Annotated in this window: 15 protein-coding genes; 11 read left to right on the top strand and 4 right to left on the bottom strand. The window is 36.4% G+C overall.

The window, feature by feature from the left end:
• The first annotated feature begins 3 nt into the window (after positions 1-3).
• A complete protein-coding gene (locus AC5XHR_RS09500) occupies positions 4-714 on the top strand; it encodes a cell division ATP-binding protein FtsE (protein ID WP_495950554.1) in 711 nt (236 codons plus the stop codon).
• A 13-nt stretch (positions 715-727) separates the two neighbouring features.
• On the opposite strand, the gene AC5XHR_RS09495 is transcribed toward AC5XHR_RS09500, so the two are convergent.
• The 3 genes from AC5XHR_RS09495 to AC5XHR_RS09485 are packed head-to-tail and all read right to left on the bottom strand — an operon-like array spanning position 728 to position 3,460.
• Positions 728-1,420 carry a tRNA1(Val) (adenine(37)-N6)-methyltransferase gene (locus AC5XHR_RS09495; protein ID WP_495950553.1) on the bottom strand — a complete coding sequence of 231 codons (693 nt, stop codon included), beginning with the start codon at positions 1,418-1,420 and terminating at the stop codon, positions 728-730.
• Positions 1,420-2,874, bottom strand: coding sequence for a sensor histidine kinase (locus tag AC5XHR_RS09490; RefSeq protein ID WP_495950552.1), 1,455 nt, complete (start codon positions 2,872-2,874; stop codon positions 1,420-1,422). Before AC5XHR_RS09490 ends, AC5XHR_RS09495 begins: the two co-directional genes overlap by 1 nt.
• On the bottom strand, positions 2,861-3,460 hold the full coding sequence (locus tag AC5XHR_RS09485; RefSeq protein ID WP_495950551.1) for a riboflavin synthase: 600 nt from the start codon (positions 3,458-3,460) through the stop codon (positions 2,861-2,863). Before AC5XHR_RS09485 ends, AC5XHR_RS09490 begins: the two co-directional genes overlap by 14 nt.
• Positions 3,461-3,510: 50 nt before the next feature.
• On the opposite strand from AC5XHR_RS09485, the gene pdxA reads away from it, so the two are divergent.
• The 8 genes from pdxA to AC5XHR_RS09445 all read left to right on the top strand — a co-directional run bounded on the left by pdxA (position 3,511) and on the right by AC5XHR_RS09445 (position 11,482).
• A complete protein-coding gene (pdxA, locus tag AC5XHR_RS09480; protein ID WP_495950550.1) occupies positions 3,511-4,596 on the top strand; it encodes a 4-hydroxythreonine-4-phosphate dehydrogenase PdxA in 1,086 nt (361 codons plus the stop codon).
• A gap of 85 nt (positions 4,597-4,681) precedes the next feature.
• Positions 4,682-5,215 carry a YceD family protein gene (locus AC5XHR_RS09475; RefSeq protein WP_495950549.1) on the top strand — a complete coding sequence of 178 codons (534 nt, stop codon included), beginning with the start codon at positions 4,682-4,684 and terminating at the stop codon, positions 5,213-5,215.
• Between the two features lie 65 nt (positions 5,216-5,280).
• Positions 5,281-5,484, top strand: a complete 204-nt coding sequence (rpmF, locus tag AC5XHR_RS09470) for a 50S ribosomal protein L32 (protein WP_495950548.1) — start codon at positions 5,281-5,283, stop codon at positions 5,482-5,484.
• Between the two features lie 113 nt (positions 5,485-5,597).
• On the top strand, positions 5,598-6,080 hold the full coding sequence (accB, locus tag AC5XHR_RS09465; RefSeq protein ID WP_495950547.1) for an acetyl-CoA carboxylase biotin carboxyl carrier protein: 483 nt from the start codon (positions 5,598-5,600) through the stop codon (positions 6,078-6,080).
• Between the two features lie 96 nt (positions 6,081-6,176).
• Entirely contained in the window at positions 6,177-7,532 is a 1,356-nt protein-coding gene (gene accC, locus AC5XHR_RS09460) for an acetyl-CoA carboxylase biotin carboxylase subunit (RefSeq protein WP_495950546.1), read from the top strand.
• Between the two features lie 78 nt (positions 7,533-7,610).
• On the top strand, positions 7,611-8,849 hold the full coding sequence (rocD, locus tag AC5XHR_RS09455; protein WP_495950545.1) for an ornithine--oxo-acid transaminase: 1,239 nt from the start codon (positions 7,611-7,613) through the stop codon (positions 8,847-8,849).
• Between the two features lie 115 nt (positions 8,850-8,964).
• A complete protein-coding gene (gltX, locus tag AC5XHR_RS09450; protein ID WP_495950544.1) occupies positions 8,965-10,476 on the top strand; it encodes a glutamate--tRNA ligase in 1,512 nt (503 codons plus the stop codon).
• 49 nt (positions 10,477-10,525) lie between these two features.
• Positions 10,526-11,482 carry an acetyl-CoA carboxylase carboxyltransferase subunit alpha gene (locus AC5XHR_RS09445; RefSeq protein ID WP_495950543.1) on the top strand — a complete coding sequence of 319 codons (957 nt, stop codon included), beginning with the start codon at positions 10,526-10,528 and terminating at the stop codon, positions 11,480-11,482.
• Positions 11,483-11,535: 53 nt separating this feature from the next.
• Here AC5XHR_RS09445 and AC5XHR_RS09440 read toward each other — a convergent pair whose 3' ends face one another.
• Complete coding sequence (locus AC5XHR_RS09440; RefSeq protein WP_495950542.1) at positions 11,536-12,102, bottom strand: DUF6759 domain-containing protein; 567 nt, start codon at positions 12,100-12,102, stop codon at positions 11,536-11,538.
• Between the two features lie 145 nt (positions 12,103-12,247).
• Here AC5XHR_RS09440 and tsf point away from each other — a divergent pair, with 145 nt between their 5' ends.
• Together tsf and AC5XHR_RS09430 are read left to right on the top strand one after the other, a co-directional pair.
• The gene (gene tsf, locus AC5XHR_RS09435; protein ID WP_495950541.1) at positions 12,248-13,072 is read left to right on the top strand and encodes a translation elongation factor Ts; all 825 of its coding nucleotides are present in this window, start codon (positions 12,248-12,250) and stop codon (positions 13,070-13,072) included.
• A gap of 114 nt (positions 13,073-13,186) precedes the next feature.
• A complete protein-coding gene (locus AC5XHR_RS09430; protein ID WP_495950540.1) occupies positions 13,187-16,549 on the top strand; it encodes an FIDD domain-containing protein in 3,363 nt (1,120 codons plus the stop codon).
• Positions 16,550-16,614: the final 65 nt, after the last annotated feature.

Genomic DNA, 16,614 nt, shown 5'->3' with positions numbered 1-16,614 from the left:
CCAATGCCGCACAGAAACGAATCAGGAGAAAATATTATTCAACTTTCGAACGCTAAAATCGCTCAAAAAAGCTTTACCGTACTGAACAATGTAGATTTACACATTAAAAAAGGTAAATTCTGCTACCTAATCGGGAAAACCGGTTCAGGAAAAAGTTCTTTACTAAAAACACTTTACGGGCATATTCCTTTAGCGGGAGGTGTTGGACAAATTGCTGGTTTTGATTTGGCAGGATTGCGTCCTTCTGACATTCCGAATTTGAGAAGAAAACTTGGAATTGTTTTCCAAGATTTCCAATTGCTATCCGATAGAACAGTTGAAAAAAATCTTATGTTCGTCCTTGAAGCAACAGGTTGGAACAACAAAACGCAGATGGACGATCGTATTAACGAAGTTCTTGGAAGCGTTGGCATGAAAAGTAAGAAGCACAAAATGCCGCATGAATTATCTGGTGGCGAGCAGCAACGTGTTGCCATTGCAAGAGCACTTTTGAATCATCCGCAATTGATTCTTGCTGATGAGCCTACTGGAAACTTAGACCCTGAAACATCTAACGAAATTATGTCATTACTAAAACGTGTCGCTTTAGAAAATGAAGCTGCCGTAATTATGGCAACGCACGATTATCACATGATTCAAAACTTTCCTGGAGAAGCCATTCGTTGCGAAGATGGAAAAGTTACGGTTTTGGAAACCACTGAATTATTCGAATAATTCCTATTCGAGTTTACGAAAAAATATGAAACTCTTTGGTGAGTTCAAGATAATGGTCCGAGTATTTTCTCGGACTTTTTTCTATAATAAAATCTTGTTCTATCATCGATTTTTTATTCTTAGAAAACTCTAAAACAACTCGTTTTAAAGGACCATTTTCAATTCCAAAGATGGACACTTTTCGATTTAAATAAAGTTCATTTTCAATCGCTAAATTCTCGAATTCTGAAGAAGATTCTGCAGGAATAATCACCGAAAACAAACCATTTTCTGATAACAAATTGGATGCATTTGAAACCAATTGACTAAAACTTAATTCTTTTTGCTGTCTTGCTAAAACGTCTTTTTCAGAATCATTGATTTCAAAATACGGAGGATTAGAAAAAATCAAATCGTATTTTCGATTCGGTTTCCATTTATTGAAATCCGACAAAAAAACATGCAATCGTTCTGAAAATGGACTTTCTTTGAAATTTTGTTGAGTTAATTCAACCGATTGTGGATTGACATCAATTCCATCAATTTGAAGTTCTAAATTTCGTTGGGCAAGCATTAATGAAATCAAGCCCGAACCAACACCGATTTCAAGAGCTGATTTCGCATCCGAAACCGAAGCTAAAACACCCAGTAAAACACCGTCCGTCCCAACCCGAAAAACATCTTTGGATTGCTGAATATCAAATTGTTGAAATCGAAAAGCTTTCATTACATATTGGTCGGAATAAGAATCGTAAATGTAGTTCCCTTTCCAACTTCGGAATCCACAACGATCGTTCCTTTATAGTCTTCCACCATTTTACGAACCATGGACAAACCAAGTCCCATTCCCGAATTTTTAGATGTGAAATTGGGCTCGAAAATGCGTTCCCACATTTCATTTGGGATTCCTACACCATTATCTTCAACAGAGATTTTTACCTTTTTTTGAATTTGCTCCATATCCACATTGATAATCAATGGGCGATCTGGACTTTCCGCTTGTTTCGCATTGGTAATTAGGTTGGTAATAATTCTATTCAGGTAGATTTTATCCATATTCACCTGAATAGTTCCTTTATTTGAATGCAAAAAAATACGGTCACCACTGAACAGCTGAATAATATTTTCCATTTCTACCTTCAAATCGAAGGTTTCGTTATTCTTTTCAGGAAGTTGTGCAAACTGAGAAAACGCACTTGCCACCGAAGCAATTAAATCAATTTGATCAATTACCGTAGCACTCATCGCTTTCACTTTGTTTCTGATATTCGGATCTTCCGGGTCAAATCGGCGTTCAAAATTTTGAATCGTCAATTTCATTGGGGTCAACGGATTCTTCACTTCATGAGCTACCTGTTTTGCCATTTCACGCCACGCATGTTCTTTTTCGGTAAAAGACAAGCGTTCTTTTTGATCTTGAATCTTGAGAATCAAATTATTATATGACTTCACTAAGGACGACAATTCGTCGTTATGATAATATTTAATTGGACGCATTCCTGTGTCAAATAAAGACATTCGGGCAATAAGTTCTGAAAACTTACGTAACGCGTTAGTTACATTGTTAGAAATAATCCAACTTAACAAAACACTGAATCCAACAATAAATAGATTGATGAGAATGATGTATTTTAAATAGCGATTAAACACATCCAAATACGCTGAATCCGAATGATAATACGGAAAATAGACGACCGCGATAGGCTCCAGCATATTATTTTTCAACAAAATATACGATGAGATAACATTTGCGTCTAAACTAGAATCAAACGTGGGAACATCAACGCGTTGTTCACCCGCCAAAACCCGATTAAGAATCGGAAGATCAATTTTCTTCTGCGCAATTAAATTCGGATCTTTATTGGACATGATGAAGTTTCCGTTGAGATCATAAATCACCAAATCGTGCTTGCTAATATCCGCTATTTCATAGATTTTATTCCCTAAAATCTGAGGAAGATCTCCGGTTTCAACTTCGGAATGACTTACAGCATAATCCAAAGAGGCCATCACCACATCGGCTTTATTTTGTTGCTCCGTGCTACTTTGCTGCAATGCATTATCTCGTAAAATAAAATACGACAATACCGCCGAAGCGCCCACACTGAGCCCACAGATGACTAAAAACCCCCAGAAAATCTTATTTCTTAGACTTAATCCCTTGTATTTACGAAGCGGCATTCTGTTTTTTCATTAGTTTGGAAACATACTTTCCGACAATATCAAATTCCAAATTAACTTGGTCTCCGATTTTTAGATATTGCAAATTGGTATGCTCCCAGGTATACGGAATGATAGCTACAGAAAACTTGCCAATTTCACTTTTTGCTACTGTTAAACTTATTCCATTAACCGTAATTGAACCTTGAGGAACAGTTGTAAAATCCGTAGACTCCTGAAAACCAACGGTAATCAAATAACTTCCGTCTAAATTTTCAATCGACTCAATTTTTCCAGTTTGATCCACATGACCTTGCACAATATGCCCATCAAGACGATCGCCAACTTTTGTGCAACGTTCCAAATTCACAAAACTTCCCACTTGCCAAGTTCCTAGATTGGTTTTTTCAAGCGTTTCATCAATTGCATTAACCACATACGAATCGCCTAAAATCTCCACCACAGTAAGGCAACATCCACTATGAGCAACGCTCTGATCTATTTTCAATTCGTTTGTAAATGAACTTTTTATCGTAAAATTGAGATTAGAACCTTCACGTTCCATTTTTTCAACCTCCCCTATTCCTTCAATAATTCCCGTAAACATATTTTTAAAATTGCTAACTTTGTATGTTATAATTCTTCAAATATAATCAAATGAGTTCAAAACATCATAAAGTAAAAGTCGGAATTTCTGTAGGAGATTTCAATGGAATTGGTCCAGAAATCATCATGAAAAGCTTGAGCGACAAGAACATTACCGATTTTTTCACCCCTGTGATTTTTGGCTCTGGAAAGCTGTTCACGTATCAAAAGAACATTTTCAAGTTGAATGTAAATTTCAATTACATCAATTCGGCTTCGCAAGCGCAACCAGGAAAACTAAACATGGTGAATCTTTGGAAAGACAATGTAAATGTTGATTTCGGGAAACCAACGGAAGAGTCTACGAAAATGGCGATTGATTCTTTGGAAGCCGCAACCGAAGCTTTATTGAATAAAGAAATTGACATTTTGGTTACCGCTCCTATTAATAAGGACGAAATGATGAAGTATGGATTCAAACATGCGGGACACACAGGTTATTTTGAAGAAAAAATGAACAAAAAGGGATTGATGTTTTTAATTACAGAAGACTTAAAAGTTGCCGTTTCCACACATCATATTCCTGTTGCAGACATTGCAAACAATATTAGTAAAGAGAAAATTGTTTCTCAAGTTCGTATGCTTGCGCAATGTTTAAAAGAAGATTTCTGCATTCAAAAACCAAAAATCGCAGTTTTAGGACTGAATCCACATGCTGGCGATGGTGGTGTTATTGGTAAAGAAGAAATTGAAATTATCGAACCTGCTTTGAATCAACTATTCAACCAAGGAACCATGTCATTTGGGCCATTCCCTGCAGATAGCTTCTTCCAGCCTGAAAAGTACAAGAACTACGATGCGGTTTTAGCAATGTATCATGACCAAGGTTTAGCACCATTCAAAACAATTGCCTACGAAGAAGGCGTGAATTACACAGCGGGACTTCCATTTATTAGAACTTCGCCCGATCATGGCGTTGCTTATGATATTGCAGGACAAAACGTAGCGAATGAACAGAGTTTTACCGAAGCTATTTTTAGCGGAATTAAAATTTTCAAAAATAGAAGTGAATACCGTGAATTGGTTGCAAACAAACTAAGGAAAGCGGTTACCGATCACGGCGTAGATGAAGATCTTCCAGAATATTCGGAAAATTAATTTTTCAGAATGAAATTCTTCTAAAAAAAAGAGGAAATATAATTTGTAATATTAAAAAAAATGCATAGTTTTGCACACTCATTTTATGGACAAGTTTAAAAACTACGACATTGCGTTCAGCGGTCTTAAAAATGGGAAACATGAGTTTGATTTTGAAATCACTCAAGCGTTCTTTGATCTATTTGATACGGAAAAAGAATTTACTGATGCTAAAATCACGGCACACGTGCTTTTGGAGAAACACAGTACATTTTTAGAGTTTGTTATTACCACCAATGGTACTCTCGGGCTAGAATGTGACATTACGGGCGAACATTTTGATCACCCTTTTGAGAATAGCATTCAAGTTTTAGTAAAATTTGGTGAAGAATATGATGATTCTGACGAAAATGTTATTACCATCCCCATGCAAGATTACGCTTTTAATGTAGCACAATTAATATATGAAGATGTAATGCTTTCGGTTCCGATGAAGAAGCTATCGCCTAATGTTTCAGAAAAAGATTTGGATCTTTTAGATCAATTCAGTCCCAAAATTGTGGAAGAAGAAACAGAAGACAACGCTTCCGAAGAAATAGACCCAAGATGGGACGCATTAAAAAAATTGAAAAATAAATAGTTTAACAATATGATGAGACGGTGAAAATCTTCTCATCGCTCATCAAATTAAAAAAATTATTAGAGATGGCACATCCAAAGAGAAGACAATCGTCAACAAGAAGAGATAAGAGAAGAACACATTATAAAGCTGTTGCTCCTCAATTAGCTAAAGATGCTACAACTGGTGAATTACACCTTTTCCACAGAGCTCACTGGCATGAAGGAAAATTATACTACAGAGGTAAAGTAGTATTGGAAAAAGAAGTAGAAACTTCTGAAGAAAACTAAGACATAAATCGTGTTTTTTACACGTTTTGATACAAAAACCACTCGAAATTGATAAAAACGAGTGGTTTTTTGTTGCTTTTTACTATATTTGACCAAAATTAAACAACTACGAAATGGACATTAAAGACATCCAAAATTTGATAAAATTTGTATCGAAAGCAGAAGTATCTGAAGTAAAATACAAAACAAAAGATTTCGAAATCACGATTAAGACTCCACTTGCAGGTTCAGAAGTAAGCTATATGCCACAGCCGGCAGTTTACCAAGCACCACAAGCAATGGCTCCTCAAGCAGTAGCTGCTGCACCAGCAGTTGCAAGCGGTGAGAAAACAGAAGCAGCTTCTGATGACAGCAAATTCATCGTTATCAAAGCGCCAATGATTGGTACCTTCTACAGAAAACCATCTCCAGATAAAGACGCGTTCATCAACGTTGGTGACGAAGTAAGCGCTGGAAAAGTAGTTTGTGTAATCGAAGCTATGAAGCTTTTCAACCAAATTGAATCTGAAGTTAGCGGTAAAATCGTTAAAGTATTGGTAGACGACGCTACACCGGTAGAATACGATCAACCATTATTCTTAGTAGATCCATCTTAATAGAAATTAGATGTTAGACATTAGATGTTAGATTAAATTCTACATTTTAATGACATTATTAAATTCTCAAATTATCTAATTTTCAAATTAATAAAGATGTTCAAAAAAATATTAATCGCAAACCGTGGGGAGATCGCTATGCGAATCCTACGAACTTGCAAAGAGATGGGAATCAAAACAGTAGCTGTTTACTCAACTGCTGACAAAGATAGCTTACATGTACGATTTGCAGACGAAGCCGTTTGTATTGGCCCTGCAGCGAGTAAGGATTCCTACTTAAGAATCCCAAATATTATTTCAGCAGCAGAAATCACGAATGCCGATGCGATCCACCCTGGATACGGTTTCCTTTCTGAAAATGCCAACTTCTCTAGAATTTGTGCAAAGAACGGAATCAAATTTATCGGTGCAACTCCTGAGCAAATTGAAAAAATGGGTGACAAAGCGAATGCTAAAGCAACAATGAAAGCTGCTGGTGTTCCTTGTGTTCCAGGTTCTGACGGTCTTATCGAATCGTATGAAGATGCGGCTCGTATTGCGGAAGAAACTGGTTACCCAGTAATGATTAAAGCAACTGCCGGTGGTGGTGGAAAAGGAATGCGTGCTGTTTGGAAAGCGGAAGATCTTAAAGAACATTGGGAATCTGCAATTCAAGAAGCGATTGCTGCTTTTGGAAACGGCGGTATGTACATGGAAAAACTTATTGAAGAACCTCGTCATATCGAAATTCAGATTGCGGGCGATCAATATGGAAAAGCATGTCACCTTTCGGAAAGAGATTGTTCTATCCAAAGAAGAAATCAAAAATTGGTAGAAGAAACACCTTCTCCATTTATGACGCCTGAGCTTCGTGAAAAAATGGGTGATGCTGCAGTAAAAGCTGCTGAATTCATCGGTTACGAAGGTGTAGGAACGATTGAATTCTTGGTAGATAAGCATCGTAACTTCTACTTTATGGAAATGAACACTCGTATCCAAGTAGAACATCCAATCACGGAACAAGTAATTGATTACGACTTAATCAGAGAGCAAATTCTTTTAGCTGCTGGTGAACGAATTTCTGGGGTAAACCATTATCCGAAATTACATTCGATTGAATGCCGTATCAATGCGGAAGATCCATACAATGATTTCCGTCCTTCTCCAGGGAAAATTACAAGTTTAAATATTCCTGGTGGACATGGTATCCGTGTAGACACACACGTTTATTCCGGTTATACTATTCCATCTAATTACGATTCTATGATTGCAAAGTTGATTACCACGGCTCAAACTCGTGAAGAAGCTATTGCAAAAATGAAACGTGCTTTAGACGAATTCTATATTGAAGGCGTGAAAACAACCATTCCTTTCCACAGACAGTTGATGGAAGATCCAGATTTCTTAGCTGGAAACTACACAACGAAGTTTATGGAAACCTTCGAACTTAATAAAGATTACGATTATAATTAAGATAAGCTGCTTCTTCGGAAGCAGTTTTTTTTTCGCCCAAAATAAGTTAATTTTGTAGGAAACCTTAATATAATTGACATGTCAGAAAATCAGAACGCACAATTTTACATCGATTTAGAAAACGAATACGGAGCGCACAATTATCATCCACTTCCTGTAGTATTGGATCGTGGTGAAGGTGTTTTTGTTTGGGATGTTGAAGGCATGCGTTATTACGATTTTCTTTCCGCCTATTCAGCGGTGAACCAAGGACACTCGAATCCGAAGATTGTTCAAGCTTTAACGGAGCAAGCTCAAAAATTGGCATTAACGTCGAGAGCATTTTACAATTCGAATTTGGGAATTTATGAGAAGAAAATAACCTCTATTTTTGGTTTTGATAAAGTTCTTCCCATGAATTCTGGTGCCGAAGCGGTAGAAACAGCTGTGAAAATCGCTAGAAAATGGGGATACGAAGTCAAAGGAATTGAAAATAACCAAGGAAAAATTATCGTATGCGAAAACAATTTCCACGGTCGTACCACAACTATCGTATCATTTTCGAATGATCCCGATGCCAATTTCAATTATGGCCCTTTCACACCTGGATTTATCCGAATTCCCTACAATGATATTGCCGCGTTAGAGCAAGTTTTAGAAAACTCTGGAGATATTTGTGCATTTCTTGTTGAACCAATTCAAGGAGAAGCAGGCGTTTATGTTCCTGATAACGGCTATTTAGCGAAAGCAAAAGAATTATGTGCTGCGAAAAATGTTTTATTTGTTGCAGATGAAGTTCAAACGGGAATTGCGAGAACAGGAAAAATGCTGGCTTGCGATCACGAAAACGTTCAGCCAGATGTTCTAATTTTAGGAAAAGCACTGTCAGGGGGAATGTATCCTGTTTCGGCTGTTTTAGCAAACAATGAAATTATGAATGTTATTAAACCAGGTCAACATGGCTCTACTTACGGGGGAAATCCATTGGCTTGTGCAGTTGCGATTGCCGCATTGGATGTCGTTTTAGATGATGATTTAGCGAATAAAGCAGAAATTCTTGGTCAACAATTCCGTGAAGGCGTTCAAAGAATCATGGAGAAAACGGATTTAATTAAAAACGTTCGTGGAAAAGGTTTGTTAAATGCAATTATCATTAACGATACACCAGAAAGCTCAACAGCTTGGAATTTATGTTTAAATCTAAAAGAAAACGGACTTCTTGCAAAACCAACGCACGGAAACATCATCCGATTGGCGCCACCATTGGTTATTACAGAAGATCAAGTTCAAGAATGTTTAGCGATTATTGAAAAAACATTTTTAAAATATCAAGCTTAAAATCATACAAAACTTCAGCATTCCGCTGAAGTTTTTTGTTTTCCATCGAAAAATTATCATTTTGATGAAAACTAAAACTTTACAAATGCTTAATTTTGCAGTCTAAAATTTCAAAATGGAAAAGGTACGTGTACGTTTTGCGCCCAGCCCAACCGGTGCGTTGCATTTAGGTGGAGCTAGAACCGCTTTATATGATTATTTATTTGCAAAAAACCAAGGCGGCGACTTCGTTCTTCGAATTGAAGATACCGACTCTACTCGATTTGTAGAAGGTGCAGAAGATTATATTATGGAAGCCCTAGAATGGTGCGGTATTATTCCAGATGAAAGTCCGAAACATGGTGGGCCTTACGGACCTTATAGACAATCGGAAAGACGTGATATCTATGATAAATACACGGAAGAAATTTTAAAAACAGATTACGCATATATCGCTTTTGACACGCCCGAAGAATTGGATGCGATTCGTAAAGAATTTGAAGAAAAAGGAGACGTTTTCGCGTACAATTATCAAACGAGAGAACGTCTTAGAAATAGCTTAACGCTTTCAAAAGAAGAAGTTGATGCATTAAAAAGCCAAAATGTTCCGTATGTCGTTCGTTTCAAAATGCCGTTTGATCGTGTTTTGAATTTAGAAGACATCATCAGAGGAAAATTCTCGGTGAACACCAATATACAAGACGATAAAGTTTTGGTGAAAAATGACGGCATGCCAACCTACCATTTTGCCAATATCATTGATGACCACGAAATGAAAATTTCGCACGTTATTCGTGGGGAAGAATGGCTTCCTTCAATGGGACTGCACGTTCTTTTGTATGAAGCAATGGGTTGGGAAGCTCCAGAATTCGCTCATTTATCTTTGATTTTGAAGCCAGAGGGCAAAGGAAAATTAAGCAAAAGAGATGGTGATAAATTTGGATTTCCAGTTTTCCCACTTGATTTTAAAGATCCAGCAACCGGAATTGTTTCAAAAGGCTATCGTGAAGACGGATATTTCCCAGAAGCGTTTATCAACTTCCTTGCGTTGTTAGGATGGAGTCCTGCGGACGATAAAGAAATCATCAGTTTAGATGAAATGGCAAAAGAATTTGATTTGCATAAAGTTCACAAAGCAGGAGCTCGGTTTTCAAAAGAAAAAGCAGAATGGTTTAATCACCAGTATTTGCAAATGAAATCCGTTCCCGAATTGACAAGTCTTTTGAAAGCGCTTCCAGAGCTTCAAAATATATCAATTCCAAATGATAAGCTAGAAAAAATTGTTGAGTTGATGAAGGAAAGAGCCACTTTCGTGAAAGACATTTACGAAAATGGAAAATTCTTCTTTGAAGCACCAAATTCTTACGAAGATAAAGCAGCGAAAAAAGCGTGGCATGATCAAGCGGGAGAATTGCTTACTGAATTGATTTCAAAAATTGAAAACACCCCATTTGAAGCAGCTTCTTTGAAAGAAACCATGCATCAAATTGCAGAAGATAAAGGTGTTGGAATGGGTAAAATCATGATGCCGTTACGTCTGGCTTTAGTTGGAGAGCTAAAAGGACCGGACGTACCAGATATAATGGAGGTCATTGGAAAAGACGAAACCATCGCCCGAATTCAAAATGCATTAAGCAAATTATCCTAGTCTATTAATTATTTCTTAAATTTGATTTTTTAAAGATCATTGTATCCCTATGGAATATTTAGAATTTGAACTTCCTATAAAAGATTTAGTTGAGCAATTAGGAACCTGCTCTATCGTTGGTGAAGACGCGGGTATCGACATGAAATTAGCGTGCAGCCAAATCGAAGATAAAATTATCGCAGCTAAAAAAGAAATCTACGGAAATCTGACACCTTGGCAAACGGTACAACTTTCAAGACATCCAGATCGTCCTTATACCTTAGATTACATCAACGGAATTGTTGATGAAGGAAGCTTTTTAGAATTGCATGGAGACAGAAATTTTGCAGATGACCCAGCGATGGTTGGTGGAATGGCAACAATTGACGGTCAAAAAGTAATGATTATCGGAACGCAGAAAGGTCGTACAACAAAAGAAAGACAAAAAAGAAGATTCGGAATGCCGAATCCTGAAGGGTATAGAAAAGCGCTTCGATTAATGAAGTTGGCGGAAAAATTTGATATTCCTGTCATTACATTTTTAGATACACCAGGAGCTTATCCAGGGCTTGAAGCGGAAGAAAGAGGACAGGGCGAAGCTATTGCGAGAAATATTTTCGAAATGGTACAACTAAAAACTCCAATTTTAACGTACGTAATTGGTGAAGGAGCTAGTGGTGGTGCTTTAGGAATTGGTGTAGGTAACAAAGTTTATATGTTGCAATACACGTGGTATTCGGTAATTGCTCCTGAAAGTTGCTCTTCAATTTTGTGGAGAAACTGGGATCACAAAGAAGATGCGGCAAACGCGTTAAAACTAACGCCAAATGATATGTTGCAAAACGAATTAATTGACGGGATTATTGAGGAACCTCTTGGTGGCGCTCATTACGACCCTAGCGTTGCTTATCAAAATTTAAAAGCTTCAATCCTACAAAACATTAATGCATTCAAGAAGTTTTCTAAAGAGGAAATTATGACTCAAAGACAAGAAAAATTCATTGCAATGGGTCGTTTTAAAGGCTAAATGTGAACATAAACAATAAATAAAAACTCCACTTTTTCAAGTGGAGTTTTTATTTATTTGCCTTTCAATGTGATTTCCACATCTTGACTAATATCTTTCGATGACGAGTATTTGGCATCACAAACGGAAGTTGTAATTACATACTTTCCTTTGGGAACCAAAATGTAATTATCATTATTAGCAGGAACATCGAGATTGTAAAACTTTTTACCACTTAATTTCACCACCAATCGGCATTTCGATTTATTAATAATTCGAACATAGGCTTCTTTTCGATTCGGGTCGTTATTGAAAATATGCGTCAGCAGCTCTGCTGTTTTTTGATTTTGAGCACTTGGCTGTCCACTTCCAGAATTTTTATTCACTGTTTTCGCCATTTTATCCGTGTTCAATGGTTTCACTATTGGCTTTGCACTCGCCTCACCTGCTCCGGTTGGAGACATTAAAGTAGCCATTCTACGCTTCAACATCGGAACTTTGGGATGCGTTGGGTTCGCTTTTACAAAAGCTGCAATAACCGTTACATCATTGGATTTTTCTACAACATCAATACGTTGAACTTGCTGTGAAAACGCCAATAAAGTGAATGAGAAAAACAAAAGAAATAAACCTCTTTTCATTGCATTTGTATTTTTGTAAAGTTTAGATAAATAAAATAGTATAACGTTAAAAGTCTGTTTTTAGTTTATTTGAAAATCATTATCTTTGCAGGGCAAAAAAAGGAATCATAAGATAACTAAATTTTAATAAAAATAAACAATAATTATGTATACACCAGTAGCAGCAGACGTAGCTAAATTAAGAAACACGACAGGTGCAGGGATGATGGACTGCAAAAAAGCATTAGTAGAAGCTGAAGGAGACTTTGAAAAAGCAATCGAAATCCTTAGAAAAAAAGGACAAAAAGTTGCTGCTAACAGAGCCGATAGAGAATCTACTGAAGGAGCTGTAATCGCAAGAGTTAATGAAGATAACACATTAGGTGCAATCATTTCATTAAACTGTGAAACTGACTTCGTTGCTAAAAATGAGGCTTTCGTAGAATTAGCTTACGAATTGGCAGAAATGGCTCTTACTGCTGGATCTAAAGAAGAATTATTGGCTACCGATTTCCACGGAATTACGGTTGCTGATAAATTAATCGAGCAAACTGGAGTTATCGGTGAAAAAATTGAAATCGGTGCTTTCGAATCTATCCAAGGTGCTTATTTGAAAGAATACATCCACGCGGGTAACAAGATTGCTGCAATTACTGCTCTTTCTTCAAAAGTAGACAACGCTTCTGAAATCGCTCACGCTGTTTCTATGCAAGTTGCGGCTATGAACCCAATCGCTTTAGATGAAACTCAAGTTTCTCAAGAGATCATCAACAAAGAATTGGAAATTGAAAAAGAATTGTTGCTTAAAGAAGGTAAGCCTGAAAACATCATCGAGAATATCTTGAAAGGTAAAATGCAAAGATTCTACAAAGACAATACATTGGTACACCAAGCATTCATCAAAGACGGAAACGTTTCTGTTGCTGAGTATGTAAAAACAGGTGGTGCTGATCTTAAAGTTGTAGGATTTGTAAGAGTTGCTTTATCATAAGTAAAATCTCACAAAACAATATCAAAACTCTTCCAAAAGGAAGAGTTTTTTTTATTTAAGTCAATCAATAAAAGCAATTTAGTAGTAACTTTGATTTCTTAACTCATTTCGTGAATGAAGAAATTTCTATTCCTTTTAGTATTTGTATTTACTGCCGTTTCCTTAAAAGCTCAATTAGACACGGACCATTGGTTTGCACCGATGGCCGCTGCCAATTCTCGAACATTAACGAATTTCAACTCCTATCTATATTTATCTACCAATGAAACCACTCCATTTCGAGTGGACGTTTACAATAGCAATAAACTTTTCACCAATGTACAGCTTGTAAAAGGGAATCCCCAAAAAATACAAATCCCTGAAGAATTTATGGTCACCGTAAATCCAATTGAAATACTAACTCCTACATCCAAAGGACTATACGTAAAAGGAACTAAAAAGTTTTTTGCTAATTATCGATTTTCCGTATTAAATCATGCGGAAATCATTACGTCCAAAGGCTTAGCAGGAATAGGGACAGAATTTTATGCGGCGATGGCTCCCATTTCTGGAACTGCAGAATACGTTAATGCAACTATTGGAATTTTAGCAACTGAGGACAATACTGAAGTTTCCATTTCAAATTATGACTCTGATGTCGTTTTTTCCAACGGCAATACCGATGACGACTTAAAAGTCATTTTAAATAAGGGGCAATCTTACATTATTGATGCTAACTCTGTAAGAGAACAAGCAAATCAAGCTGGATTAATAGGAGCTCATATCGTTTCAAATCACCCTATTTCCGTAACGAATGGTAATTTTAATGGAATTTATACATGGAATAATTTCACTAATAATGACATTTTAATGGACCAAGCAGTTCCTGTTAATCGATTAGGAAATGATTTTGCCATTATTAAAGGAAATGGAGATATAACCTCTGGAATGGAAGCTGTATTACTCGTTGCGACTGAAGACAATACAGATGTTTTTGTAAATGGAGCTACCACTCCCATTATTACAATAAACAAAGGAGAAAACTATACAATCCAAAGTACTGAATATGTATCTCATGGTATGGGAAACTATAATATTGGTATAAAGACGAGTAAAAACCTATATGTTTATCAATTACTTGGTGGAACGAGCTCCGGCTCCATCTATGCAACTGGAGGATTCAATTATATTCCTCCTCTAAATTGTTTCCTTCCAAGTAAGGTTGATGAAATAGGCTATATTAATGAAATAGGATACGAATATTATAATACTAAACTAAATATTCTATCTCAAAAGGGCGGAGTTATTACCGTTAATGGTAGCTCATTAAATTCAAGTAATGGACCATTCCCAGTAGCGGGAAATCCCGATTGGGAAACTTATTCAGTCCCTAATGTATCAGGAAATATTACCGTAAACTCAACAAAATCAGTTACTGCTGGAATTGCTGCTGGAAACGGCGCCGTGGGCTATGGTGGTTATTTTGCAGGATTTTCTTCGATCCCTTCAATTACAAAAACAGGCGATTGTTTTTCTGGAACACTCCTCCAAGTTGATGATTCTTACGACACGTATCAATGGTATTTTAATGGAGCTCCCATTCCAGGTGCAACAACTTATTTTATCAATCCTGAAGTTTTAGGTTCAGGAGCTTATACGTGTCAAATTTCAAAAAATTTATGCGGTTCCGAAACGACAAAACCCTACGACTATACACTTTGTCCCCCCATAGCCAACATTCCATTTTCGATTGGTAGTTGCGAAGAAATCAACATACAACCAAAATTCACAACTTCTACGCAGACTTTGGTTCCAAATAATTCGAGAATAATCGTAAATCCAGTTTTCGGAACTGTAACAATTGACCCCACAACTGGTTTAGTAAACTATAAAGTAAATTCTAATCTTACTCAAGATGAAGAAGATATGTTTGTATTTTATGTGGAAGGAAATGGAGACCCGGCAGATTTTGAATATTTTAGAGTCAATGTAAAAATTAATTTTCTAAAAGTTCAAAATGCAACTTTAAAATCATGTTCCGACGCAACAGGAAAAGGCATTTTTAATCTTGAATCAGCAGTTGTTACTCAAGAAGTAGATACAAAAATTGCGTATTTCCAAGATTCTGATTTTAATTTACCAATAACAAATCCCACTGCTTATTCTTCCCTGACAACAACCGTTTATGCAAAAATAACGTCCATTTATGGATGTAGTGCAACAAGTAAAATTGATCTTGAGGTAGTTCCGTCTCCGAATATAGATACATCAAAACTAAATCCTGTAAATTGCGATGATGATTTTGATGAAAAAGTACATATTGATTTCAATTTGGTTACTTCACAAATTGTTAATCAATCGGACTATTTTAATGTTCAGTACTATTTAAGTAGTTCGGATGCGCAAAATGGAAATACTTCAACACTTCCAACAAATTGGAGTTATACAGCTCCTACAACGGTTTACGTTCGCGTTGATTCTAAGGGAGCAAATTGTACTCCTGCTTTTGGCGAAATTCACTTTGATTTTAAGTCGAGAACGTCGTTAGTATCAAATTCCATTATTCAACCCGTATGTGACTCTGACCTAAATGGTTCTGAAACCTACGATTTTAAATCTGCTCTTTCATTATTAACGACAAGTCCTACGCTTAGCTCTTCAATTTTTAAAACAGAATTAGAAGCTCAGAAAAGTACAAATCCGATTTCAAATCCAACGGTTAAAGATGGTGAAATCTACTATCTAAGAGTATCCGATGGTATAAATTGTGCAAATATTGCAGCCGTTAAAATTCAGATGAAATCTTCGAGAAAATCAGAAACTTTGGTTGATCAAACCATTTGTCCAGAATCAAAAACGGTATTAGATGCAGGATCAGGTTACGATTATTATCATTGGAGTACGGGAGAAGAAGGAACATCATTATCTCAAATTCAAGTTGCTCCAGGAAATTATTGGGTTGATTTGACAGCAAATGGATGTGTTTACAGACAAGAAGTTCGTGTATTTGCCGCTGAACTTCCAACCATAGAATCTATCGAAATAAAAGGCAATACAGCAACTATTGTGACTAAAGGTGCCACTCCTTCATTGCAATATTCACTAGATAAAGTAGAATGGTTTACTTCTCCTACTTTTACAAATCTTGAAAGAGGCATACATACTGTTTACGTAAAATCGAAAGACAATTGTAGCCCAATAAGTAAAGAATTTTTAATAATTAATCTAATCAACATCATTACACCCAATGATGACGGCAAAAATGACGTATTAGATTATTCCGATTTGAGGATTAAAAAAGATGTTCATATCAGAGTTTTTGACCGTTATGGAGTGATTCAATATGATTCGCCAGCTGATAGTTATATATGGGATGGAAAAAGAAATGGGCGACCATTGGCAACAGGAACCTATTGGTACACGATTCAATGGATAGAACCAGATACCAACCTCCCAGTAACCTATTCCAATTGGATTTTGGTGAAAAATCGCGATTAATTAACAGTTTTCGAAGAACTTTAATATAACTTTAACCCTTAAAAAGCATCTAAAGAGAAGACTAA

The organism is Kaistella sp. CFF1-2 (genome assembly GCF_059509915.1).
Note: the sequence above shows the minus strand (reverse complement) of the source record. Positions and strands in the feature narration are given on the sequence as shown.